Origin of the sequence: Pelagovum pacificum (assembly GCF_016134045.1) — a bacterium.
GTDB lineage: Bacteria > Pseudomonadota > Alphaproteobacteria > Rhodobacterales > Rhodobacteraceae > Oceanicola > Oceanicola pacificus_A.
Window position 1 is genome coordinate 3,454,477 of the sequence record NZ_CP065915.1, and the last position, 24,218, is coordinate 3,478,694.

Annotated in this window: 22 protein-coding genes; 15 read left to right on the forward strand and 7 right to left on the reverse strand. The window is 63.7% G+C overall.

The annotated features are described in order from the left end of the window. Positions 1 to 4: 4 nt before the first annotated feature. The 7 genes from odhB (at position 5) to I8N54_RS16980 (ending at position 6,060) form a co-directional block, all read left to right on the forward strand. Positions 5 to 1,573 (forward strand): 2-oxoglutarate dehydrogenase complex dihydrolipoyllysine-residue succinyltransferase, encoded by a 1,569-nt coding sequence (gene odhB / locus I8N54_RS16950; RefSeq protein WP_140196602.1) that lies wholly within the window; start codon positions 5 to 7, stop codon positions 1,571 to 1,573. Between the two features lie 57 nt (positions 1,574 to 1,630). Beyond that, positions 1,631 to 2,587 (forward strand): glycosyltransferase family 2 protein, encoded by a 957-nt coding sequence (locus I8N54_RS16955; RefSeq protein ID WP_140196604.1) that lies wholly within the window; start codon positions 1,631 to 1,633, stop codon positions 2,585 to 2,587. Beyond that, complete coding sequence (locus I8N54_RS16960; protein ID WP_140196606.1) at positions 2,584 to 2,994, forward strand: MAPEG family protein; 411 nt, start codon at positions 2,584 to 2,586, stop codon at positions 2,992 to 2,994. The genes I8N54_RS16955 and I8N54_RS16960 overlap by 4 nt, the downstream gene beginning before the upstream one ends. A gap of 65 nt (positions 2,995 to 3,059) precedes the next feature. After that, complete coding sequence (gene lpdA / locus I8N54_RS16965; RefSeq protein WP_140196608.1) at positions 3,060 to 4,445, forward strand: dihydrolipoyl dehydrogenase; 1,386 nt, start codon at positions 3,060 to 3,062, stop codon at positions 4,443 to 4,445. Next, the gene (gene rpe / locus I8N54_RS16970) at positions 4,442 to 5,119 is read left to right on the forward strand and encodes a ribulose-phosphate 3-epimerase (protein ID WP_140196610.1); all 678 of its coding nucleotides are present in this window, start codon (positions 4,442 to 4,444) and stop codon (positions 5,117 to 5,119) included. The genes lpdA and rpe overlap by 4 nt, the downstream gene beginning before the upstream one ends. Positions 5,120 to 5,185: 66 nt before the next feature. Next, the gene (locus I8N54_RS16975) at positions 5,186 to 5,641 is read left to right on the forward strand and encodes an RrF2 family transcriptional regulator (protein WP_140196612.1); all 456 of its coding nucleotides are present in this window, start codon (positions 5,186 to 5,188) and stop codon (positions 5,639 to 5,641) included. A gap of 116 nt (positions 5,642 to 5,757) precedes the next feature. After that, positions 5,758 to 6,060: a DUF6525 family protein gene (locus I8N54_RS16980; protein ID WP_140196614.1), complete on the forward strand. Its 303-nt coding sequence runs from the start codon at positions 5,758 to 5,760 to the stop codon at positions 6,058 to 6,060. A 329-nt stretch (positions 6,061 to 6,389) separates the two neighbouring features. On the opposite strand, the gene I8N54_RS16985 is transcribed toward I8N54_RS16980, so the two are convergent. Next, positions 6,390 to 7,547 carry a sialidase family protein gene (locus I8N54_RS16985; protein ID WP_140196616.1) on the reverse strand — a complete coding sequence of 386 codons (1,158 nt, stop codon included), beginning with the start codon at positions 7,545 to 7,547 and terminating at the stop codon, positions 6,390 to 6,392. Positions 7,548 to 7,814: 267 nt separating this feature from the next. Here I8N54_RS16985 and I8N54_RS16990 point away from each other — a divergent pair, with 267 nt between their 5' ends. The 4 genes from I8N54_RS16990 (at position 7,815) to I8N54_RS17005 (ending at position 12,566) form a co-directional block, all read left to right on the forward strand. Next, on the forward strand, positions 7,815 to 9,449 hold the full coding sequence (locus I8N54_RS16990) for an ABC transporter substrate-binding protein (protein WP_140196618.1): 1,635 nt from the start codon (positions 7,815 to 7,817) through the stop codon (positions 9,447 to 9,449). Positions 9,450 to 9,527: 78 nt separating this feature from the next. Continuing rightward, positions 9,528 to 10,481: an ABC transporter permease gene (locus I8N54_RS16995; RefSeq protein WP_140196620.1), complete on the forward strand. Its 954-nt coding sequence runs from the start codon at positions 9,528 to 9,530 to the stop codon at positions 10,479 to 10,481. A gap of 1 nt (position 10,482) precedes the next feature. Next, a complete protein-coding gene (locus I8N54_RS17000) occupies positions 10,483 to 11,442 on the forward strand; it encodes an ABC transporter permease (protein ID WP_140196622.1) in 960 nt (319 codons plus the stop codon). After that, positions 11,439 to 12,566, forward strand: a complete 1,128-nt coding sequence (locus I8N54_RS17005; protein ID WP_140196624.1) for an iron-containing alcohol dehydrogenase — start codon at positions 11,439 to 11,441, stop codon at positions 12,564 to 12,566. Before I8N54_RS17000 ends, I8N54_RS17005 begins: the two co-directional genes overlap by 4 nt. Before the next feature lie 18 nt (positions 12,567 to 12,584). On the opposite strand, the gene I8N54_RS17010 is transcribed toward I8N54_RS17005, so the two are convergent. Genes I8N54_RS17010 through I8N54_RS17025 form a run of 4 tightly spaced genes read right to left on the reverse strand, consistent with a single transcriptional unit; the run spans position 12,585 to position 16,486 of the window. Beyond that, positions 12,585 to 13,325, reverse strand: a complete 741-nt coding sequence (locus I8N54_RS17010; protein WP_231592711.1) for a FadR/GntR family transcriptional regulator — start codon at positions 13,323 to 13,325, stop codon at positions 12,585 to 12,587. Then, a complete protein-coding gene (locus I8N54_RS17015; RefSeq protein ID WP_140196626.1) occupies positions 13,318 to 14,406 on the reverse strand; it encodes a four-carbon acid sugar kinase family protein in 1,089 nt (362 codons plus the stop codon). Before I8N54_RS17015 ends, I8N54_RS17010 begins: the two co-directional genes overlap by 8 nt. Next, positions 14,406 to 15,452 carry an ABC transporter ATP-binding protein gene (locus tag I8N54_RS17020; RefSeq protein WP_232790408.1) on the reverse strand — a complete coding sequence of 349 codons (1,047 nt, stop codon included), beginning with the start codon at positions 15,450 to 15,452 and terminating at the stop codon, positions 14,406 to 14,408. The genes I8N54_RS17015 and I8N54_RS17020 overlap by 1 nt, the downstream gene beginning before the upstream one ends. Continuing rightward, positions 15,449 to 16,486 carry an ABC transporter ATP-binding protein gene (locus I8N54_RS17025; protein WP_197097644.1) on the reverse strand — a complete coding sequence of 346 codons (1,038 nt, stop codon included), beginning with the start codon at positions 16,484 to 16,486 and terminating at the stop codon, positions 15,449 to 15,451. The genes I8N54_RS17020 and I8N54_RS17025 overlap by 4 nt, the downstream gene beginning before the upstream one ends. Positions 16,487 to 16,702: 216 nt before the next feature. Between I8N54_RS17025 and pdxA the strand changes: the two genes are divergently transcribed. Beyond that, positions 16,703 to 17,707, forward strand: coding sequence for a 4-hydroxythreonine-4-phosphate dehydrogenase PdxA (gene pdxA, locus I8N54_RS17030; RefSeq protein WP_197097645.1), 1,005 nt, complete (start codon positions 16,703 to 16,705; stop codon positions 17,705 to 17,707). Beyond that, on the forward strand, positions 17,704 to 18,597 hold the full coding sequence (locus I8N54_RS17035; protein ID WP_140196630.1) for a dihydrodipicolinate synthase family protein: 894 nt from the start codon (positions 17,704 to 17,706) through the stop codon (positions 18,595 to 18,597). The genes pdxA and I8N54_RS17035 overlap by 4 nt, the downstream gene beginning before the upstream one ends. A 374-nt stretch (positions 18,598 to 18,971) precedes the next feature. On the opposite strand, the gene I8N54_RS17040 is transcribed toward I8N54_RS17035, so the two are convergent. Further along, positions 18,972 to 19,958, reverse strand: coding sequence for an NAD-dependent epimerase/dehydratase family protein (locus I8N54_RS17040; protein WP_140196929.1), 987 nt, complete (start codon positions 19,956 to 19,958; stop codon positions 18,972 to 18,974). After that, positions 19,951 to 20,523 carry a TetR/AcrR family transcriptional regulator gene (locus I8N54_RS17045; RefSeq protein ID WP_140196632.1) on the reverse strand — a complete coding sequence of 191 codons (573 nt, stop codon included), beginning with the start codon at positions 20,521 to 20,523 and terminating at the stop codon, positions 19,951 to 19,953. Before I8N54_RS17045 ends, I8N54_RS17040 begins: the two co-directional genes overlap by 8 nt. Positions 20,524 to 21,364: 841 nt before the next feature. On the opposite strand from I8N54_RS17045, the gene I8N54_RS17050 reads away from it, so the two are divergent. Together I8N54_RS17050 and I8N54_RS17055 are read left to right on the forward strand one after the other, a co-directional pair. Continuing rightward, positions 21,365 to 22,381: a LacI family DNA-binding transcriptional regulator gene (locus tag I8N54_RS17050; protein WP_198571734.1), complete on the forward strand. Its 1,017-nt coding sequence runs from the start codon at positions 21,365 to 21,367 to the stop codon at positions 22,379 to 22,381. A 42-nt stretch (positions 22,382 to 22,423) separates the two neighbouring features. After that, positions 22,424 to 24,178 (forward strand): ABC transporter substrate-binding protein, encoded by a 1,755-nt coding sequence (locus I8N54_RS17055; RefSeq protein ID WP_197097647.1) that lies wholly within the window; start codon positions 22,424 to 22,426, stop codon positions 24,176 to 24,178. Positions 24,179 to 24,218 lie beyond the last annotated feature (40 nt).

Consider the following 24,218-nt stretch of genomic DNA (forward strand, 5'->3'; position numbering starts at 1 on the left):
GAAGATGTCCGTAGAAGTCCGTGTCCCTGCCCTCGGGGAGAGCGTCACCGAAGCCACTGTCGCGACCTGGTTCAAGAAGCCCGGCGATGACGTCGAGGTGGACGAGATGCTCTGCGAGCTCGAAACCGACAAGGTGACGGTGGAGGTTCCCTCCCCCGCCGCTGGCAAGCTGGAAGAGATCGTCGCCTCTGAAGGCGATACGGTCGGCGTCGACGCGCTGCTCGCCAACATCGCCGAAGCGGGCGACGCGGGGTCCTCCACGGACGTCAAGCCGCGCGAAGGCAAGTCCGCCGACGATGACGCCGACTCCAAGGAAGAGGCCGCCCCGGCCGAAGAGGAAGAGGCCCCGGCCTCCTCCTCCGATGGCGGCGACGGCGAGTCGATCGACATCATGGTCCCCTCGCTCGGCGAGAGCGTGACCGAAGCGACCGTGTCCACCTGGTTCAAGAAGCCGGGTGACAGCTTCGAGGCGGACGAGATGCTCTGCGAGCTCGAGACCGACAAGGTCTCGGTCGAAGTGCCCGCGCCCGCCGCCGGCAAGATCACCGAAGTCCTCGCCGAGGAAGGCTCCACCGTCGAGGCGGGCGGCAAGCTCGCCGTGATGACGACCGGCGAAGGTGGCGGTGCCGCCAAGTCCGAGGCTCCGAAGGAAGAGCCCAAGGCCGAAGCGCCCAAGGCCGGCAGCAAGGACACCGAGGATGCGCCCTCCGCCAAGAAGATGATGGCGGAAAAGAACATCTCCCCCGATGCCGTGACCGGCACCGGCAAGGATGGCCGCATCATGAAGGAAGACGTGCTGAACGCGATCAACAAGCCCGCCAAGGAAGAGGCGCCGAAGCAGGCGCCGCGCGCGCCCGTTGCCGCGGCTGATGCCGACCGGGAAGAGCGGGTGAAGATGACCCGCCTGCGCCAGACCATCGCGCGCCGCCTGAAGGAGGCCCAGAACTCCGCCGCCATGCTGACGACCTACAACGAGGTCGACATGGGCGCGGTCATGGACCTTCGGAACGAGTACAAGGACCTGTTCCTCAAGAAGCACGGCGTGAAGCTCGGCTTCATGTCCTTCTTCGTGAAGGCCTGCTGCCACGCCCTGAAAGAGGTTCCGGACGTCAACGCCGAGATCGACGGCACCGATGTGGTCTACAAGAACTACGTCCACATGGGCATCGCCGTCGGCACGCCGAACGGCCTCGTCGTTCCGGTTGTGCGCGACGCCGACCAGAAAGGCTTCGCCGCGATCGAACAGGAGATCGGCGAGCTCGGCGCGAAGGGTCGCGACGGCAAGCTGACGATGGCCGAGATGCAGGGCGGGTCCTTCACCATCTCCAACGGTGGTGTCTACGGCTCGCTCATGTCCTCGCCGATCCTGAACCCGCCGCAGTCGGGTATCCTCGGCATGCACAAGATTCAGGAACGGCCGATGGTCGTGAACGGCAAGATCGAGATCCGGCCGATGATGTACCTCGCCCTCAGCTACGATCACCGCATCGTCGACGGCAAGGGCGCCGTGACCTTCCTCGTCCGCGTGAAGGAAGCGCTCGAGGATCCGCGCCGTCTGCTTATGGACTTGTAAGGGTGACAGGATGTCCGGCCCCCGTCCCGCACGTCGCGGGGGGCCGGACCCCATCCCGTGCGAGGTATCTCCGTGACGCCTGACCGCAATCGCCCCGCCGTCATGTCCTGCATGCGTGACGAGGGCGCGCACCTGCTGGAGTGGCTGGCCTATCACCGTGCCGTCGGCTTCGGCGAGGTGGTGGTGGCGACCAACGACTGCTCCGACGGGACCGATGCGCTGCTCGACGCGCTCGCCGCCGCCGGGGAGGTCACGCACCTGCGCAATGACGTGCCCGACGGCACCCCGCCGCAGCACAGCGGCACGGCGCTGGCGATGGCGCACCTGCGCGCGCGCGGCGCTCATTGGGTGCTCCATATCGACGCCGACGAGTTTCTCAACGTTCAGACCGGGCATGGTACGGTCGACGACCTGCTCGCCGTCGCGCCGGATGCCGACTGCATCTGCATCGGCTGGCGCAACTTCGGGGACGGTGGTCATGCCGCGTGGCCCGGCGCCACCCTGCCCCACTTCACCCGCCGTGAAGGGCCGCCCAAGCCGGACGAGAGCTACTTCAAGTGCCTCTTCCGCCTTGCGTCCTTCGACCACGCATACGCCCACATGCCGACCCGGCCAACGATGGCGAACCCGACGCTGGTCAACGCCGCAGGTCAGCAGCTGAAGAACGACCAGCTGTTCGCCGACGCCCCCCGCGTCCGGTTTTTCCCGGTGCGCGATGCGCTGCGGCTCGACCGGGTGGCGATCAACCACTACGGGGTGAAATCACCCGACGTGTTCACGATGAAACTCGCCCGGGGCCGGGGCGAGAACACGCGTGGCCACCAGAAATACCGGCTCGGCTCCGAATGGCACCGCCGCGCCAACCGCAACGAGGTCGAGGACACGACGATCCTGCGCCACTGGCCCGCGACCGAAGCCGGGATCGCCCGCCTCCGCGCGCTTCCCGGCGTGGCCGAGGCCGAAGCCCGCTGCCTCGCCTGGTTCGACGACCGCAGACTGGAGACTGCCGAATGACCCCCGAACTCACCGTTCTCGTGCTGGCCGCCCTGTTGCAGGTCGTGCAGTTCGCCCTTTTCTCGATCCCCGCGAACATGGAGCTCGGCACGGGCAAGACCGCCTCTCCCCGCGATCCGCAGCGGATGGACAAACCCCTGATGGAGCAGGTGAGCATCCGGACCGGGCGGCTCGGCCGCGCCTTCAACAACCACTTCGAGGCGCTGATCCTCTTCACCATCGCCGTCGTGGCGCTGTCGATCTCGGACCAGGGCAACGGCTACACGGCGACGCTGGCGTGGATCTACCTGCTGGCGCGGGTCCTCTACATCCCCGCCTACGCCTTCGGCTGGGTGCCGTGGCGCTCGCTGATCTTCGCCTTCGGCTTCTTCGCGACCGTGCTCATGCTGCTCGCGGCGCTCTTTTGACCTCTCCGCGCGCGGAGACTACGGATAAGGCCGCGGACAGCGGCAGACAGAAAGGATGACCTGAAATGGCCCAATACGATGTCATCGTGATCGGCTCCGGCCCCGGCGGCTACGTCTGCGCGATCCGTTGCGCGCAGCTCGGCCTCAAGACGGCTGTCGTCGAAGGGCGCGAAACGCTCGGCGGCACCTGCCTGAACGTCGGCTGCATCCCCTCCAAGGCGCTGCTGCACGCGACCGAGATGCTGCACGAGGCGGAGCACAACTTCGCCGAGATGGGCCTGAAGGGCAAAACCCAGTCCGTCGACTGGAAGCAGATGCTCTCCTACAAGGAGACCACGATCGGCCAGAACACCGGCGGCATCGAATTCCTGTTCAAGAAGAACAAGATCGACTGGCTGAAGGGCTGGGGCTCCATCCCCGAGGCAGGCAAGGTGAAGGTCGGTGACGAGGTCCACGAGGCCAAGCACATCGTCGTTGCCTCCGGCTCCGAACCGGCGTCCCTGAAAGGTGTCGAGGTCGACGAGAAAACCGTCGTCACCTCCACCGGCGCGCTCGAACTGTCGAAAATCCCGAAGAAGATGGTCGTGATCGGTGCCGGCGTCATCGGGCTCGAGCTCGGCTCGGTCTACAAGCGCCTCGGTGCAGAGGTCACGGTGGTCGAGTTCCTCGACAAGATCACCCCCACGATGGACGGCGAAGTGTCCCGCCAGTTCCAGAAAATGCTGACCAAGCAGGGGCTGGAGTTCATCCTCGGCGCCGCCGTGCAGGGGGTCGAGGTCGGCAAGGGCAAGGCCAAGGTCACCTACAAGCTGAAGAAGGACGACAGCGAGGCGACGATCGACGCCGACACCGTCCTCGTCTCCACCGGCCGCCGGCCCTACACCGACGGGCTCGGCCTCGACGCCCTCGGCGTCGAGATGGAGCGCGGCATGATCAAGACCGACGATCACTACAAGACGAACGTCGACGGCATCTACGCGATCGGTGACTGCATCGCCGGCCCCATGCTCGCCCACAAGGCCGAGGACGAGGGCACCGCCGTCGCCGAAGGCATCGCGGGCCAGCATCCGCACGTGAACTACGGCGTGATCCCGTCCGTCGTCTACACCCACCCCGAGGTCGCCTCGGTCGGCAAGACCGAAGAGCAGCTGAAGGACGAGGGCAAGAAGTACAAGGTCGGCAAGTTCCCCTTCATGGGCAACGCGCGGGCCAAGGCGAACTTCTCCTCCGAGGGGTTCGTGAAGATCCTCGCCGATGCGGAAACCGACCGGGTCCTCGGCGCACACATCATCGGCCCGATGGCCGGCGACCTGATCCACGAGATCTGCGTCGCGATGGAATTCGGCGCCGCGGCCGAGGATGTCGCCCGCACCTGCCACGCGCACCCGACCTACTCGGAAGCCGTGCGCGAAGCCGCGCTCGCCTGCGGCGACGGGGCGATCCACGTATGAGCGTGAAGATCGCCCCCTCCATCCTCGCCGCCGACTTCGCCGACTTCGGGCGCGAAGTGAAAGCGGTCGAGGCGCAGGGCGCGGACTGGATCCACGTCGACGTGATGGATGGGCACTTCGTGCCCAACCTCACCTTCGGGCCGCCAATGGCGAAGGCACTGCGCCCGCACGTGACGACCTTCATGGACGTTCACCTGATGATCGCGCCGGTCGATGCCTTCATCGACGCCTTCGCCGACGCCGGGGCCGACATGCTGACCTCTCACATCGAGGCGGGCCCCCACGTCCACCGCACCATGCAGGCGACGAAAGCCGCCGGCATGAAGGCCGGGCTGGCGCTCAACCCCGGCACATCGGTCGAGGCCGTCACCCCCCTGCTCGACATTGTCGACATGGTACTGGTCATGACGGTGAATCCCGGTTTCGGCGGGCAGAAGTTCCTGCACCACCAGCTCGCCCAGATCCGTCGCCTGAAAGAGCTGATCGGCGACCGCGAGATCCTGATCCAGGTCGACGGCGGCATCGACCCGACGACCGCGCCGCTCGTCACCGCGGCAGGGGCGGACGTGCTGGTCGCCGGCTCCTCCATCTTCCGGGACGGCTCCGCCGACGCGCCGGAGCCCTACGGTGCCGCCATCACCGCGCTCAGGGACGCGGCAAGCACCGGGATCTGATTCAGATCAAGGTCCTCCCCCTTCAAAGATGTCAGGAATTTGCATCTTTTCTCGGGGAGGATCGAATTGCGACTCACGATCCGTTCGAACATCGCGATGCGCGCTCTTATGGTCTGTGCCGTGAACACGCCCGACATCGTGCGGAAAAGCGACATCGCAAGAGCCTGCAACGTGTCTGAGGCGCACCTCGCCATCGTGATCAACCGTCTCTCCCGGGCTGGCGTGCTCGACACCGTGCGCGGTCGCAACGGCGGCGTGCGCCTTGCCCTCCCGGCAGAGCAGATCAGCGTCGGGCAGGTCTTCCGCGTGCTCGAGGGCGGCTCCCCCATCGTCGAGTGCTTCGAAGCGAACAATACCTGCCCGCTCACCCCGGGCTGCCGCCTGCGCGGCAAGCTGGCCGAAGCGATGGACGTCTTCTACGACCATCTCGACAACACGAGCGTCGCCGACCTCGTGGATGACAACGACACGCTCGAGTCGATGCTGAGCATCGACAGCCAGTCCGCCATGTCCGGCAGCTAGGTCGCGTCCGCGGGGTGTCGTCTTAGCACTTGCGTTATGTTATAACATTACATACGAAGCCTGTCAGACATTCGCCGCAAGCGACGGAGACGAGGCATGACAGGACCGACCGCGTGATGCCCCGCAACCGCGGGGCCACCACCCTCAGGGTCAGACGCTGCAACGAGGACCCGATGCGGGAATTCGACCGCCTTCCGCCCGAGCTTCGGACATGGCTGGCCGGGGCCATGCTGCCTTGGCGCCCCCGTTCGGTCCGTCGCGCCTTCGACAGGGCCATCGCCCGGACGCGCGACACGTCCAGTGCCCTGCGGGAGCTCGACCTCCTCGAAGAACGGCTCATCGCGAAGGACGCGATCCGCATCTGGGGCAACGCCCACCCCCAAGTTCAAGGGCGCACGACGGAAGATATCACCAACTGATCTGGTTCAGAAAATTTGGTAGCGTGGGTGCGTTCTAGTCACGATCAAACGCTATTGCTGCGTTCCAGTCTCCCGCAAAGATCAAAGCAAGCCGATACAAATGACGAGCCTATAAGATCGATGCTGACGTTGTTGTTTCTAGCTTCCTTGGCGACGCTACTGGCATGGTTCTCCGCGGGTCTTTCCGCTCCACAAACACCAGAGAGCATCCAACAGACCCGAGGTACTGATGCGGGCCAGCACCTCAGGTCGTTACCGCGCTAGGACTTAGCTAACCTCAATACTCCCGTATCTTGGCCAGAGAAGCCGACCGTTCGCTTAACGGTCTGTCATCCGTCAATCCATTCCGGAGAAAGTCGAACAGCACGAATGGCCTTGCGGTGCCAAGTGTAGGTCACCAGCAGGTCCCCATCCGGCATCTCAGTCACTGACGGATAAGACAGCTCGCTATTGGGCTGGCTTTCGTAGGCTGGATCGTTGGTAAGACACCAGCCCGGCCCTGTCTCGATATCTCTTTTCTTCCAGCTCTTTCCACCATCCGTTGATATGGCGAGGGTCATCGGAGCGCGAGGCGTGCCCCATACAGTACGCTGCACGTCAGCGGGCGGGGGTGCGCCTGTCTTGCCCTCTTCAACATCATCGTACAGGTCCTGCCGCCTTGGCGTAGTCTCATCGGCACGGATGTCGTTGAAGACCAGAGCAATACCACCATTCGACAGCGGGCGGGCCATGATGGAAGAGTTGTTGTTGGGCAGGTCCGTCGGCTCCGGCTTCGTCCAGCTGCGTCCACCGTCGGTGGAGTGACAAGCGTAGATTGCATCCGCCCAGCGGCTCCGGAACAGGCCGAGAAGTTCATCCCCAGTCGGTACGATGCACATGTGGACGAGGCCGAGGCTGGCATCGACCGGATTTTCGGCCCAGCTCTTCCCGGCATCGTCTGAGATTGCGACGACAGAAGTGTCCATACGCCCGGTCCAGCGCTCTCCGTCTATCGGGTTACAGTGGAAGATCGGAAGTAGCCAACGACCCGCATCGATCTTGACCAACGGCGACCGGATGAAGGTGCCAGCCTTGTCGAACATCACCTCGATGTCGCCCCAGCTCTTGCCTCCATCGGTCGACCTGCGCTGACGAACGAATGCGGTGTCCTGGTTGCCGAAGTGCTGGGCAGTCCAGATAGCGACGAGCTCGTTACCGTCCTCGTAGAGTACCGGGTTCTGTTCCGAGCGTTCCGGGTCATCGGAGATCTTCACCTCTTCTGTCCACTGGTCCGCACCTTTCGGCAGGCTCGAGAACCAGATCGAGACGTCGGGCTTGCCCTCCTGTGAGCCGGCGAACCAGAGGCAGCCGATGTCTCCGTTCTCCTGCGTCAGTAGAAAGGACGCATGGGTCGAGGCAGCGGCAGTCGGCAGAAAGCCGTCCAGACGCCCCGCGTCGCTCTCGCGCATCAGTCCGTCACGGCGCGGGTACTCTCCGATCTTGGTCATGGTGGTCCTCCCTCTGTCCAACTGGACATGTTGTGAATCAGTCAGGGTAGATCGTGAGTTCGCTCCCTGTGCATCGGCCAATAGATTACAAGAGAACAGCTTGGCAACAAGTCAGAATCGACTGGAATTTAGATTGAGCAGAAATTTATTAAACTATTACAATGGTATAATTGACCCCCCACCGTAAGGGCCAGTACCCTAGCGGGATATGTTGACAAATTTACAGCTGCTGTCATGGTGCTTGGCACGAATTCAGGGGAGGAGCCCATGACACACAAGATCAAAGCCGGCATTACCCGGCGCACCCTGCTCATGAGCGGCGCGGCCGCCGTTGGGGCACTATCCGTCGGCGCACGCCCGACCCAACTAATGGCGCAAACACCTGCCGCAGAGCAGGTTCTAAAGGTCGCCCACGGTGGCTTCGACCTTGACTGGTCGCCGATGCGTGGCGGCGGTCGCGTGCTTCGTTGGAACTCACTCTGGTGGGCGAGCCCGATGTACTTCGACGAAAATGCGCAAATCCAGCCGTACGTCGTTACGGAGTGGACGCCGAACGACGACATGACCGAGTGGACCTTCACCCTGAACCCCGACGCGGTGTTCTCGGACGGTAGCCCGATCACGGCTGCGGACATCAAGGGGTCGTGGGAACTGGCCGCGATGCCTTCCACCCGCCACGAACGGGTGAATCAGGTGCTGGCCGGCGTCGTCGGCTACGACGAAATCACCGGAGGCGAGACCTCGACGCTTGAAGGTGTTGCCACTCCCGACGACCAAACCGTCGTCGTGACGCTTGGCACGCCCGATCCAATCTTCTTCATGCGGATCGCCAACCATTTGATCCCGATCGTGAAAGCCTCGGAGGCCCGCGACGAGAACGGCGAAGAAGTCATGGAATGGTTCGCCCCCGAAAACGGTGGCATCACCTCCGGCCCCTTCACCATGGTGGAGCTAGACGTGGACGGCGGCTCTATCGCTTTCGAGCCCAACCCGAACTTCTTCATCGAAGCTCCGAAGCTGACCCGCGTCGAGATCCAGGTGATCGAGGACACGGTGACCGCGACCAACCTGATCGCGCGCGGAGACATGCATGCTCACACTGAGCTTGTCACCTCGACCATCATCCAGGACCTCGGACCCGAATTCTCGGCCGGCCCGCAGATCCCGTCAGGGCAGCACTTCTGGTTCAACGTGAACGCGGCGCCGTTCGATGACCCGATGGTGCGCGAGGCGGCGATCCTCGCCGTTGACCGCGAGGGCCTGATCCGGGCCTCGTTCCCCGACGGCCCCCACGAGATGGCGGAACAGATCCTCGTCGGAATCGACGGTGTGGACCCCGATTGGGAGCCCTATCCCTACGACCCGGAACGCGCCCGCGAACTGCTGGCCGAGTCGTCCTACGGCGGCCCCGAACGCCTGCCCCGCCTCATCCTCGCCGGCACGACTACGCCCGCGATCACCGCCGCGGCGCAGTTCATCGTGGAACAGTGGAGGCAAAACCTCGGCATTACGGCCGTGGAACTGCGACCCTCACTGGACGGCTTCCGACCGGCGGATGTCCACATCATCCGCGACGACGCCGGCACCCGGATCCCGGACGCTGCCTCGTTCCTGAATGCCAACATCTCGACCGAAGGCAACATCTCCAAGAACAAGATGAACGGCTATTCGAACGAGGAGATCGACAGCCTGCTCGACGCGGCAATCGACATGGCGGTCGACAACCCGGACCGGATCGGCAATGCGCGGGAAGCGCAACGCATCTTCCGCGACGAGTTCGGCTTCATTCCGTGGTACTATGAGACGATGTCCCGCTGGGCTCGTGCCGAAGTCGAGGGGATGGAGAAGAACCTCGATTGGCAGGTCATTCGCCCCTGGAACATCCAGATCATGGAATCCTGAGCCTGCCGGCCTGACGCTCCCACCCATGGCCCGGCAACCTTGCCGGGCCATGGGCTCCCAGAACGACCCGAGGTTCCCATGCTCCGCCATACGCTCCGGCGACTTCTCGTCTGGATCCCGACCGCCCTGCTGATCCTGCTAGCCGTCTACGCGCTTGCCTTCTATGGCGCGGGCGACCCAATCAAGCTGATCTTCGAGCGCGCCCCGGGCGATGTTGCCTACGATCCTGAGCGGATTGAAGCGATCCGAGAACGTGCCGGCCTCAACGACCCTTTCCTTGAACAGTTCGGCCGGTACGTGCTGAACGTCGTGCAGGGCGACTTTGGCAATTCGCTGATCTCCGGTCGCTCGGTCACGACGATGATTAAGAGCGCTGCCCCGGTATCGATGCAACTCGGCATATTGGCGATCGCGCTTACCGCGCTCGTGGCGATCCCGCTTGGCTTGATCGCCGGCCTCAACCAGAACACGCACCTCGACTACTGGATCCTCGGGTCTGCGCTATTCCTCTGGGCCATTCCTGCCTACGTCGCTGGCCCAATCATGATGGTCCTTCTTATCCTGCTGCTACCCGACGCGCAGATTCCATACGGTTGGGGCGGCATCCTCGACACGCGCATCATCCTTCCGCTCATCGTGCTGGCCTTCCAGCCCATCGCCCTGATTGTGCGCCAGACCCGCGCGGCAGTAATCGAGATCATGGGTGAGGACTTCGTTCGGACTGCCCGCGCCAAGGGCATCACCGAACGGCAGGTCGCGATGCGCCACATCCTGCGGCCGATCCTGACGCCGGTCATCACCCAGCTCGGTCTCATCATGATTACCCTCGTGAACGGGGCGATCTTCGTCGAACTCGTCTTCGGCCTCCCCGGCTTGGGCCGGATGACGGTGCAGGCGCTAACCAGCTCTGATTATCCGGTCATCCTCGCTGTGACGCTGATCGCCTCGTTCCTCGTCATGGCGGCGAACCTGATGGTCGACCTCGCTTATCCCCTGCTCGATCCCCGAGCCTCCGAAGCGCGGAGTGCGTGACATGGCCGCCATCGAACCGACAGATCCCAAAGTACTGGACGATGAGGCCGCGTCCCTCTGGGGCGACGCATGGGCCCGGCTCAAGGCAAATCGCATTGCGATGGCCGGCCTCGTGATGATCGCGCTGCTCTTCGCGATCGCCCTGATCGGCCCCTACGTCACGCCCTATGACTTCCTTGACCAGAACCTCGACCTGCGATCCGCGCCACCATCCTGGGCCCACCCGTTCGGCACGGACGAGCTTGGCCGGGATGTCCTGTCGCGCGTGATCTTCGGCACCCGGACGGCGCTTATCGTCGGCGTTGTCGTAACCCTGATTGCTGCCGCGCTCGGCGCGTTTCTCGGAGCGCTGGCCGGCTACATCGGAGGCCGGGTGGATCGCTTTGTGATGTGGCTGACGGACGTGTTCATGTCCGTGCCGCAGCTTTTGCTGGTGATCGTCGTCACTACCACCATGAAGCCACCACTGTCCCGCTGGATGGACGCGCAGTACATGGAGACGCTGAACCCGTTCTACCGCAACACGATGTGGATCGACTTCTTCATGGTGTTCGGGGGCATCTCGCTGGTCATGTGGCCGCAGTACGCCCGGATCGTTCGCGGCCAGGTGCTGTCCGTGCGCTCGCGTCCCTACGTCACTGCCGCCCGCGCTCTCGGCCTCGGGCAGAGCGCCATCCTGCGCCGCTACATCCTGCCGAATTCGATCGGCCCGCTCATCGTCGCCGTCAGCGCCGGTATCGGTCAGGCGATGGTCCTCGAGAGCGCCTTCTCCTTCCTTGGCGTCGGTGTTCAGCCTCCTATCCCTTCATGGGGCCTGATGATCTCCGACGGGCTGCGGACCTGGCAGCAATACCCGCACCTTCTGGCCGCGCCGGCGCTGACCCTCGGCATCGCCACTGTCGCCTTCAGCTTCCTTGGCGACGGCCTCAACGACGCTCTCAATCCCAAAGGCTCTAAATGACCAAGACCGAAATCTTCCCGCCGATCGCTATCGACCGCCCTGCCCGGCTGGTTTTCGGCTGGGGCCGCGTCGGAGAAGTCGGCGATTTCGCCCATGCCACGGGCGCGCATCGCACCCTGGTGATCGCCGACGCGTTCAACGCCGATCGCGTCGGGCTTCTGAACCTGCCCGGCGAAGTTACCACCTTTGGCACAGTCAAACCCGAGCCGGACATCGAAAACCTTGAGTCTGCGCGAGAAGCAGCGGCTGCCTGTGCCCCCGACCTCGTCGTTGGCTTCGGCGGCGGCAGCGCAATGGACCTCGCCAAGCTCGTCGCCGTGCTGGTCGGTCGCGATCACAAGCTGTCAGACATCGCCGGCCCGAATCGGGCCCCTGTCAGAACGGTGGACCTCGTCCAGGTACCGACGACTGCCGGGACCGGCAGCGAAGCCGGGATCCGCTCGCTCATCACCGACCCGGAAACGCGGAGCAAGGTCGCGGTCGAGAGCCGCAACATGTGCGCCGACCTCGCCTTGATCGATCCGGAACTGACCGCCACGATCCCTCCCGCCATCACTGCGACCACAGGTGTCGATGCGCTGGCGCATTGCACCGAGGCCTTCACCTCCGCTCGCGCCCATCCGATGATCGACCTCTACGCACGGGAGGGCATCCGGCTCGCCGGACAATGGCTGCCGGTCGCCGTGCGCAACGGCACCGACCAAGAAGCGCGGACGGCCATGTCTCTGGCCTCGCTTTACGGAGGGTTCTGCCTCGGCCAAGTCAACACCACTGCCGGTCACGCGCTGTCCTACCCGCTCGGCACGCGCTTCGGCTTGCCGCATGGCCTCGCCAACGCACTGATCTATCCACACACTCTTGCTTTCAATGCGCCAGCCCGACCGGAGAAAACGGCAGAGATTGCCCGCGCGCTTGGTGTCGCCGAGTCGGGATCAATGAAGGCGGATGTCACCGCCTTCTGCCGCGATCTCGGGATCGAGATGTCGCTCGCCGCGAACGGCGTCACTGCGCAGGACCTCGACGGGATGGCGGAAGAGGCGGCGGCGATCCGGCGACTGCTGGACTGGAACCCACGCGACATCGGCAAGGACGACATCCGCGCAATCTACGAAGAGGCACTCTGAGCCGAGCGCCTCAGCCTGTCAGCGCATTCGCAGATCCAGTTTACCACCCTCGAACAGCCGGTCGCGCGACCCATGCAGGTGCTCAGTCATCAGGTCGTGCGCCAGATCACCCTGTCCGTCGCGGATCGCTTCGAAGATGGCGTAATGCTCATCGAACACGGCCTGCAACCCCGGTTGCGGGCCCATCAACGCCTCTCCGTGAAGCTTCATGCCGACGCCGATATGGCTCTTGAGAGCCAGCATCGACGAGCTGAAGTAATGATTGTTCGACGCCTCGGAAATCGTCTGGTGAAAGACGAAATCGGCATCCTCGCGGTGGCTGTGCCGCCGGGTCGCGTCAGCCATCATCTGCAGCGATGCCTCGATCCGTTCGAGCGCGGACGGGTTATGCCGCTCCGCCGCATGGCGCGCGGCAACAGGCTCGATCGCGAGACGAAACTCGTAGCAGCGTTGGATGTCGGCAATTGTCTCCAGCGGAGCAAAGCCGAGCCGCGCCTCCTGTGCCGGTGCCCGAACGAAGCTGCCGGCCCCCTGTCGCGAGTAGATCAGGTTCTCGTCCCGTAGCCGGCTAAGCGCGAAACGAATGATCGGACGCGAGACGCTGAACTGCTCGGACAGCTCCTTCTCACTCGGAAGCCGCTGGTTCTCCTGGTACTCGCCTGAACTGATCCGCGTATGCAGGATATGGAAGATACGATCCGCCAGCGTGCTGCGGGTCCCCGTCGGGCTTTCCATGTCTCCGTCGGCCGTCTCAGCCATGTTTGCGCTCCCAAATCGATCCCGCGCGAGGGTTCACTGGTAATAGTCCGGCGGCACTGACGAGATCCAGTAGCGCCGACGGTCCGCCGAAACCGCCGGACTTCGTTACGATCTGCATTGCCCGGTGCCCGCTGTCGAGCGGCGCGACCCTGACAATGCCGGGACAGGGTTCGTCGAGCACGGTCAGTCGACTGATACCGAGCCTGTCCAGAATGGCCGCTGCTGTCTCACCCCCCGTCGCGACGAGGAGGCCATGACGTCGTGCGCCGAGGCGCGAGGCGACGCTGTCGGCAAAGCGCCGGACGGCATCGGCCGGGTCGAGCGGCGCAAAACCCTCGGCAAGCACGACGGTCGACAGGTCATCCTCCGGCAGCTCCGGAATTACGCCGCCCGGGGCCGGCACCACGAGCATCCCCTCCGCTGCGAGTGCATCGACCTGCGCACGGGTGATCGGGTCCCGTGATCCGACGGCGACGAGCACCGGCCCTGTCCAGTCCTCCCGACGATTGTCCGAAATATCCTCGAAACGTCGCGCGATGGCGGCGGAGAACCCGCGCGCACCCACCGCCAGAGTCCCCGGCGTAAGTGTCGCCGCGATCCGATCGAGGTCGGAAGCGCTCTCGCAGTCGGGAAAGCTTGCCCCGGCCCAGCCCATCCGTCCCACGATGTCGATTGGTTCCGCGACGCCGTCACCGACCAGCCGTCCGGCCCGGACGACCCGACCCATGTCCGGGATCGCGGGGCAGACGACCGCCTGCTCGCAGTCGGCCGCCTCAGCCGTCGCGCGGGTCTCCAGGCCGGGATGGCCCTTCATCCGGCTGTCGATCTTGCGGAACAGGATTTCGGGCTGCATCCGGGCAACCGCCTTACCAAAGCTCTGTGCGCGCGCCTCGGCCACCTCCGGTGGACCGTCACGTGTGCCGGAGACCAGACCGATGGCATCGGCTTCCACCCCCTCGAGCGAGCGGAGCGGATCGTTACCGCAGCAGACGACGGTTCTCAGACCCCGTGCCGCGAACGGTACGATGGCGTCGAGCGCACCGGTAAGGTCATCGGCGATGAGCGCGACGCGCGGGCTCATCAGCTGGGCTCACCTTGGATGGTCTCGGGCACCATGTGGCAGGCAACCCAATGCTCCGGCGCAGCCTCGCGCCACTGCGGCACCTTCTGGGAGCAGACAGTCTCGGCCAGCGGACAGCGCGTGTGAAAGCGGCACCCGGTCGGTGGATTCAAGGGTGAGGGGATCTCACCCACCAGTTCCTGACGGCGCCGATTGCGCTCCCGCTCCGGATCGGGCTCCGGCACAGCCGACAGCAGCGCGCGCGTGTAGGGGTGAAGTGGTTCGTGAAATAGCGCCTTCTTGGGCGCGAGCTCCGCGGGACGGCCGAGATACATGACAAGCACCCGGTCCGACATGTGCCGCACCACGGCGAGGTCGTGAGCGATGAACAGGTAGGTCAGACCGTACTTCTTCTGGAGGCTCATCAGCAGATTCACGATCTGCGCCTGCACCGAAACGTCGAGCGCGGAGACCGCCTCGTCACAGACGATGAATTCTGGATCGCAAGCGAGCGCCCGGGCGATGGCCACCCGCTGTCGCTGCCCGCCGGACAGCTGGTGTGGGTAGGAGCTGAGCACGCGCGTCGGCAGCCCGACGTCACCCAGCATCTCCACGCTTTTGTCGCGGACCGTTTTCTTCGTGGCCAGCCCGTGGAGCAGCAACGGCTCGGCCAACACTTCGCCGATGGTCATTCGCGGGTTGAGCGTCGCATACGGGTCCTGAAATACGACCTGCAGCTTCTGGCGGAAGCGGCGCATCTGCTTCTCGCTGAGCTGCGTCAGGTCCGTTCCCTCAAAGGTCACCGATCCCTCCGAGGGCTTCAGCAACTGCAGGATCGAGAAGCCAAGCGTTGACTTCCCGCAGCCAGACTCGCCCACCACCGACAGCGTTTCGCCCCGGCGGACGTCTATCGTGACGTCCTCCAGCGCGTGAACGGTGCGGACTTCGGTCCCGAATGCCCCGGGCTTGACGTAGAATTTCTTCCCGAGGTTCTCGATCCTCAGCAACGGCTCGGCATTCGGGAGCGCGCGCGACGACGGGCTGTCCATCCTTACCTCCATGTTCATGCGCTCACCTCTTCAGTTCGGGCTGCCAGGCCTGGCACCGTAACCCAGCAGGCGGCCCGGTGGCTCGACGTCGCTGAGACCGGCTCGAGTGGCGGCATTTCGTGGCCGCACCTGTCCACCGCATTCGCGCAGCGCGGCGCGAACGGGCAGCCCGCCGGCCGACGTCGCGGGTCCGGCGGCGTGCCGGGGATCGAGGCGAGTTCCTCCGGCTCCGCATCGTCGTCGCCGAGACCGGGCAGCGAAGCCAGAAGTCCCCGCGTGTAGGGATGAGTCGGATTGGCGTAGAGGTCGTCGACTTGCGCCTCCTCGACGATCACACCCGCGTAGAGCACGATGATCCGGTCGACGAGACCGGAAATCAGCGCGAGGTCGTGGGTGATCCAGATGATCGCCGTGCCGAGCCGGCCGCGAATGTCCTTCACCATATCGACGACTTGCGCCTGAATCGTCACGTCGAGCGCCGTCGTTGGCTCGTCCGCAATCACCAGCGACGGCTCGCAGGCAAGGCCCATCGCGATCATCACCCGCTGGCGCATACCGCCGGACAGCTCGTGCGGGTAGTTGTCCAGCCGCTCCTTCGGGCTCGGGATGCCGACGAGCGTCAGAAGCTCCTCTGCCCGCGCGAGCGCCGCCGCCTTCTTCATATTCCGGTGCCGGATCAGCGACTCCGTCAACTGATCGCCGATCCGCATCACCGGATTGAAAGAGGTCATCGGGTCCTGAAAGATCATGCCGATCTCGGCGCCACGGACGCTCCGCATCTCCTTGGCGGAGAGCTTCAACAGGTCCCGGTCCCGGTACATGACTCGTCCGCGGGACGCTTCAGCGGTGTGCGGCAACAGTCCCATCAGAGAGAGCGCGGTGATCGATTTTCCGCAGCCGGACTCCCCGACGACACCCAGCGCCTCGCCTTCCCGAACCTCGAAGCTGAGCGCGGGCACGATACTGGCCGTCTGACCGCCCCGCATTCTGATATCGATCCCCAGCTCCTCTACCGAGAGCAGCGGGGCTCCCCCTTGACGATCCGTCGACATGGGCACCTCCCAGCTAGTCCCATGAGGCTCTTGGATACTTGTTCATTTGTCAACATAGATCGACCGCAGGATGCATTAAGGAAGCGCTATCCGTCGTAATTTCACTGCAAAACGACGGAATAACCTGCATTTTACTCTGAATGACAAGCTAGCGCCCGACTTGACAATTTGACTGAACCGGTCACAACTTGCCGCGTCTTTCGAGGAGGGAACAGCATGTCAGCGTCAATGCCGGACGATCGCGTCGGGATCACGATGGGCGATCCCGCAGGTGTCGGGCCCGAAGTCATCATGCGCGCCGCCGCCAGCCTGTCCGCGCATGAGCTCGCCGCCACCACCGTCATCGGTACGGCCGACGTACTGCGCCGGGCTGCCGAGGTAACCGGCGTCAAGCTCCCCCTGTCGCAGAGCCCGAAGGACGGACATCTGCACGTGACTGAGGTCGAGGTTCCCGGCCTTTCCGCCGACTGGGGCAAGCTGCACGCCTCCTGTGGCGACGCCAGCTTCCGCTATGTCGAACGCGCAACCCGCATGGCGGAGGCCGGAGAGATCTCCGCCATCGTAACCGCGCCCATCAACAAGGAGGCGCTCAACAGCGCCGGCCACCACTACGATGGCCACACCGGCATGCTCGCTGCGCTGACCGGCCAACGATCGAGCTTCATGCTGCTCGCCTGCGAGCGGATGAAGGTGATCCACGTCTCCACGCATGTCGCCCTGTCTGAAGCGATCAACCGGGCCCGCCCCGCTCGCGTCATCGAGACGATCGAGGCAGGTCATGCCCACCTCCGTCGCCTCGGCGTCGAGGCCCCGCGCATTGCCGTCGCCGGGCTCAACCCGCACTGCGGCGAGAACGGCCTTTTCGGTGATGAAGACGACACGTATCTCGCCCCCGCCGTCGCCGAAGCCCGCAAGAATGGCATCGACGTCGTCGGTCCCATCTCGGCCGACACCTTGTTCCACCGCGCCTATAGCGGTCAATTCGACCTCGTCGTCGCGCAATACCACGATCAAGGTCATATCCCGATGAAGCTGGTGGCGTTTGATACGACGGTGAACGTCTCGCTCGGCCTGCCAATCGACCGCACCTCCGTTGATCACGGCACCGCCTTCGATATCGCCGGCACCGGGAAGGCAGATCACGGCAACATGCTTCACGCCATCGCCTACGCCCGTCGCCTTGCCGCCACGCGCGCCGCCAAACGGGAGACCGCATCATGAAGGGTGTTTACTGCGCCGCCGCTACCCCGCTGAACGCGGACCTGTCACCCGACACGGGGCGTCTCGCCGATCACTGCCGCCAGCTTCTCGAGGACGGTTGTCACGGGGTCGCCCTGCTCGGCTCTACCGGGGAGGCGAACTCGTTCTCAGTGTCAGAGCGGACTACGATGCTCGAAAGCGTCGTGAAGGCCGGCTTGTCGCCCGAGACCCTGATGCCGGGCACCGGTGTCGCGAACCTGCCGGAGACGGTGGAGTTGACCCGCCACGCCCTATCGCTCGGCGTGACGACGGTCGTCATGCTGCCGCCCTTTTACTACAAGGAGCCGGGTGACGCCGGCGTGGTAGAATCGTACTGTCGCGTGCTGGACGAGGTCGACGACGACCGCTTGCGGGTGGTGCTCTACCACATTCCCCAATTCAGTCAGACATCCATCACCCCAAAGGTCATCGAGGACCTGACCGGACGGTACCCGCAAACCGTCGTCGGCATGAAAGATTCCGCGGGAAATCTAGACCGGATGATCGAAATCGCCGGGCGCTTCCCGGGATTCGACGTTCTGTCAGGGGCCGACCCCCTGATGTTGCCGCTCCTGAAGGCCGGCTGCGCCGGATGCATCACGGCGACATCCAACCTGCTATCGACCGATTTGCGCTTCATCTACGACAATTACGCCAACGATTCCCGCCGGGACGATGTTGATGCCGCGCAGGCCCGCGTGGTTTCCGTCCGTGAACTAAGTAATCGGCATGCACAGATACCAACCATCAAAACCATGGTCGGCGGACGCTACGATGACTCGTCCTGGCGAAGAGTCCGAACTCCGCTCATGCCGCTGCCCGAAGACGACGGGGACGCAATCTGCAGCGACCTGCGGGCGTTGATGAATTGAGGGGCAACATTCCAATTGCATCCACTAGAGCTTCCCTGCACCGACTACACCTTTAGAGAATTCGCGTTGTAAGGTGTTACGACTTGCACGTTGAAATCTCTGATTGGCCCAGGTTGCGACTGCAAGTATTCGTCTAATTGAACGCCGGCCAGGATGTCTGCTTCTGGCCGGTGGCGGTCATTCGCTAAGAGGGTCATCGCCGGGGTGCGATAGCTCCGAAACGATAGTCCGCGAACACGCACGACCTGCTCCGGGTGACCAAAGTCAGCGGCGCTGGATGGAATTGCTTTACCCCAAGTGGCGTCCCCACAGATGTTCGCGGCCACTCGCACGAAGGCCTATCATGCGGCCAAAACCTTTTCTGTCTGACCAAACTACGTGTCGCTAAACCCGCCCCCCGAGAGTTCGGCGAGACCATCCTCCCAGGACATGACCGGCACATATCCGAGGTCCCGCTGCGCCTTGTGGATGTTGAGTGTAATCTCGACTGCACTAGTGGCAAAGTCTTGGAAGCTCATCGGCCCCCGCCAACGGCCGCCACTCACGCGATGAAGCCCGTCGCCTAGTCGCGCGACGTTGCGGAGCACGCCGCGCGGCACCGTCTTGGTGGGGACCTCGATTCTCTGGCTCTCCAAGAGTCCGGTGACAGTCTCGCGGAAGGTGCGCGCCGGTCCATCCGAGACATGGTAGATCTCGCCAGATGCTCCACGCTCCAAGGCCAGTTCCACGGCGTGGCACAGATTGGCGATGTGTAATGTTGAGGAGCGATAGCCCCCACCCGAGATCCAGCCGAACTGCCCGCTTTGAGCAGCGCCGACCAGCGTCGGCAGGGCCGTCGTATCGTCGCGCCCCCAGACCATGCGGGGGCGCAGGGTGACCACGTGCTGGCCGGAGGCGGCAGCGCGCAGGGCAATCCTCTCCGCTTCGGCCTTTCCAGCTGAGTAGGCTCCGGCAGGGCGAGACGGGTAGGGCGTACTCTCGTCAACGTTGCACAGCGGCCGGCCATCTTGGAGAACGGAATCTGTGCTGATGTGGATTGCCTTCTCTATATTCGCCTGTCTGGCGGCCTCGAGGACGCGTCTGGTGCCCTCTGGATTGATGACGGCCGCAGCGGAACCGGCTCCATGATCAACGCTCGCAGCCGCATGGATGAGGGTATCCGCACTGGACATGAGTGGCGCCAGATCGGCGCTCAACATGTCACCGAGTACGGGTTCCCCGCCCCAGGCTCTCACGCGATCAGCGGCCTCAGCGTTGCGGACCAGACCAATGACCCGCCGGCCCTTCGCAATGAAGTGGCGCAGCAGGTTGCGACCGACATAGCCAGCAGCGCCGGTAATGAAAATTGCATGCTCAGACACAGCGATCACCGACGGTGCTCATACCCTGACGGGCGAGCGTTTCGATATCTGCTAGAATTTCGACTCGCTCGGCCTCGCTCCAGTCGTAAAACTCAAGATGTTGTTGAAACTTCAGCCCTTCCAGCGCCAGCCAGGCCAGACGGGCGGCACGGGGATGGCTCGCCTGCTCCAGCAGATCGCGGCCGAGGGCGCTTTGGTTTTCGCGAAACGCGTCACGCAGCGTCGAGTCCTGCATCAGCGCTGAAACGAGGCTCAGCACGGCACCGTTCTCGCCCGGCACTGGCGGACTGCGCCGAGCGGCCTCAATCCGGCCGCGCAGAGGCGCATCAAGCTCTCCAGCGAACTCAGCCTGGCAGGCCTCGTTGAAGGCGTTATCAGCCTTGATGTTGCGGTTGACCAGAGCCGCGACGAGATCGGATTTACTGGAATGCTCGTACAGCACTGTCGCCTTCGACACGCCGGCTTCTTTCGCGACCGCATCGATGGTGAGCACACCATCGCGTGCAACTACACGTTCGACGGCATCGAGGATCTGTTGTTGATCATGTTTTCTTGGGCGGGCCATGGATCACCTGTTTATTTCCATTCGGTCGGAAATAAACAGGTGACCTCCTGCTGTCAATTCGTACGACGACATCGCGCTCCCGGAAGGTCGGCGACGAAGAGAGCTACGGTCTGTTCGACTGACGGTTCGTAGATGACCCTCATCCACGTGACGGCGTATCGGCATACAGCGCATGTATGGCACCGAGCTAAAGACATTTTGGCGAGCTCCGCCAAAGAGTGGCCGCGCTTCACGTCCTCACGCTGCAGCCGCGAAATCTTCATTCATCATGGCGGCAAATAAAGGTTCGAAGTGAACATGCGGAGGCGCAGGGGTTTGGCTGTTAGGTTCCCTCAACTAGGCGCGACAAGTTCAGTCCAGTTTGGACGTTGAGACCTGCCGCGACGATCGCCGCTTCCGGCCCCTGTCAGACGTATATCCCCACCGCGACGAGTGTCCGCTTCCCCACGCTTCTCTGGCCATCACCATCTCCCGATCAAATCCTTCGTTTGCGGTTCGACCAAAGACTAACCCACGCCGTTGGCGAAGGAATTGCTGCGACGCAGAGAACGGTTGGTCCCGTTCCACGAGGGCACCCATATATCTCCACGCCGTTGGACTTTGGAGTTGGTTCATCGGCGAAGCAGAAAGCTAGTTGTTACAGCCACCTTCGCCACGGCACGTCATTCACTGCTTTGCCGAGAGGTGAGATCTGTGACGGAGACGACTTCGATCTGGATGTCGCCTCGAACACGGAAAAAAGCCCACCAAGTTAGCTACCAAATCGATTTACATTTGACTCAACCGACAAGAAGTGTGACTTCTCATCGTTACAAATCGATTTGCAGGGGGGTGAGTCGGCGTGGTCAAGATCAAGCAAGTCGCGGAACGGGCCGGCGTCTCACCGACGAGCGTCAGCCACGTCCTGTCGCGCAAGCGGCAAGTCTCCGACGAATTGCGCCGCAAGGTCGAGGCCGCCATCGCCGATCTCGGCTACGCGCCCAACCCGTTGGCCCAGGGCCTTCGAACTGGCAAGACCGGTAGCGTCGCGTTTGTCCTTCCTGACATATGCAACCCCAATTACTCCGAGATGGCGCGCGCGCTTCAAGCGGGCCTAACCCGCTCGGGTGAGGACATGCTGGTCTACAACAGCGACCTGCCAGGCCAGTCCGATACGATGGCCGCCGACGAATCCGGCCGTGCCATCCTCGACCGTATCCGCGCGGGCCGTGTCGACGGGCTTATCGTCGCCGAAGCCGCACTTCAGGGAGCGGAAAGCGAGCTCCGCACACTCGGTTGTCCCTGCATCTACATCGGCGACTTGCCGAAGCCCCTCGTCGACAGTGTCAGCACTGATCAGTCGGAGAATACCCGCCTCGTCGCGCGGCACCTGATAGAGCGCGGACATACCCGCATTGCCCATGTCACCGGGCCGCACCATCTGCGGATGAGCAAGCCACGCAAGGATGCGTTCGAAGGCGCGTTGGTCGACGCGGGCGTACCGATCATCGACGACTTGAGGTTCGAAGGTTCGTTTCTCGCAGAATCCGGTCGCAGGGCCGCGGACTGGCTTGTCGATCAGATGCCGAAGCACCAACCGACTGCGATCTTCGTGGCAGGGTCGCAGATGGCCCGCGGCATGATGGGACGCCTCTACGACCTAGGCATCAGCGTCCCCGGCGACATCGCGGTCGCGACCTACGACATGCACAATACGCTCGAGGACTTGCGACCGCGCCTGACCTCGGTCGGTACGAAGCCCTCGCAACTCGCCGAACGGGCGCTTGAGATGCTCCGCGAGCGGCTGTCCGGCAAGGAAACCGGGCCGCCACGACGAGAGGTCATCCCCGGCGAGCTGCGTGTCGGCCAGACGACCTGACGCTTAATCGAATTCACTGAATCAATGCCAAGGGAGGAAATCATGGCTAATTGCAAATCGATTTGGAGATCGAGTTCAACCGCGCTTGCCGCGCTGTCACTCGGCCTTGTCGCAACGTCGGCGCTGCCACAGGAGGCTGAGCGCGAGGACCAGCTCGTCTTCGAGAACATCAGCCAGCGCGTCACGACGCCGGAGAACTACAACCCTTACCTGCCGAGCACACTGCAACATGCGGGGCTTCAGCAGGTCGGACAGGAATCACTGTTCTACTACAACTACGAAAGCGGTGAGCTGGAGCCGTGGCTCGCCTCGGGTTACGAGTACAATGAAGCGTTCGACGAGGTCACGATCACCCTGCGCCCAGAAGCGCGGTGGAGCGATGGTGAGCCGTTCACGGCGGACGATGTCGTCTTCACCATGCAGATGCTGAAGGAGAACGCACCAGCGCTCGGCGGCAATTCAGTCGATGCGCGCACGTGGATCGAGGAGATCGAGGCAGTGGACGAGCATACCGTCCGCATCCAGCTGACCTCGGCCAACCCGCGTTACATCCTCAACACCTTCGGCGTACGCATCTACGGCACTGCCATGATCGTGCCTGAGCACATCTGGTCCGAGCAGGACCCGCTGACCTTCTCGAATTACGATCTCGAGGCCGGATACCCCGTCTCCACTTCGCCCTACCAGCTGACTTCTTCGACTACGACGGAGACAGTCTGGACCCGGCGCGACGACTGGTGGGCGTCCGAAAGCGGCTTCAAGGACCTGCCCGAACCAGTCGAAGTGCTGTTCCGCACCGCCGGCAGCGAGGAACGTCGCGCCGCGATGGCCAACGCGAACGAGTTGGACACGCTTTGGGTGCTGGGCCGCGACAACTTCGAACAGGTGGTAGAGCAGAACCCCGACATAACCGCCTGGTTCGAGGAGGCGCCCTACGCCTACCTGGACCCCTGCCCGCGCTACATGGCATTCAACACGACGAAGGCGCCGTTCGACGATCCGCGCGTCCGCTGGGCCGTCAGCTACGCGATGAACCGCGACGCCATCGTCGACATCGCGTGGGAGAACCTGACCGTTCCCGCCCAGTGGATGACGCCGGACTATCCTCCGTTCCAATCCTACATGGAAGAGAACGCCGACCTGTTCGAACAGTATGATACGCTGACCTACGACACCGACCGGACGGCTGAGCTGATGGAAGAGGCCGGGTTCGAGATGGACGGCGACTATTGGGTCGACGGTGACGGCAACCGGGTCACGCTCGACCTCGTGATCCGTCAGGGCGAAGCCGACCAAACGCGCATGGCGCCCGTCGTGTCGCAGCTTCTGCAACGCGCCGGCTTCGACGCGACGTTCCAGCTCACCGACATCGCGGCCTACACGGACGCGCTGAACAGCGGTCGGGCCGATGCGTGGCTCGACGTGTCTTGCGGCGGCGTCTCCGACCCTTACGCGACGTTTGAGCTCTACCACAGCCGCCATGCGGCCCCGGTCGGCGAAGTCGCCACCGGCGCGCGGACCCGTTGGGAGAACGAGCAGTTCGACGAGGTCGTGAACCAGATGGCGGTCACGGCCGCGGACGATCCGGCGATGCACGACCTGTTCCGCGAGGGGCTCGAGGTCTGGCTAGAGGAAATGCCGGCGGTGCCGCTGGTGCAGGCCGCGCTGCTGACCGGCTTCAACGAGCACTATTGGACCAACTGGCCGACGGAATCGAACAACTACGTTCACCCCGGCCACTGGTGGGCAACCGCCCTCCTGCTGGTCACCAATGTCGAAAAGGCCTCGGCCGAGTGATCCGGGCGGCGCGTGGTGGCCTTGAGCCGCCCGCGCCAAC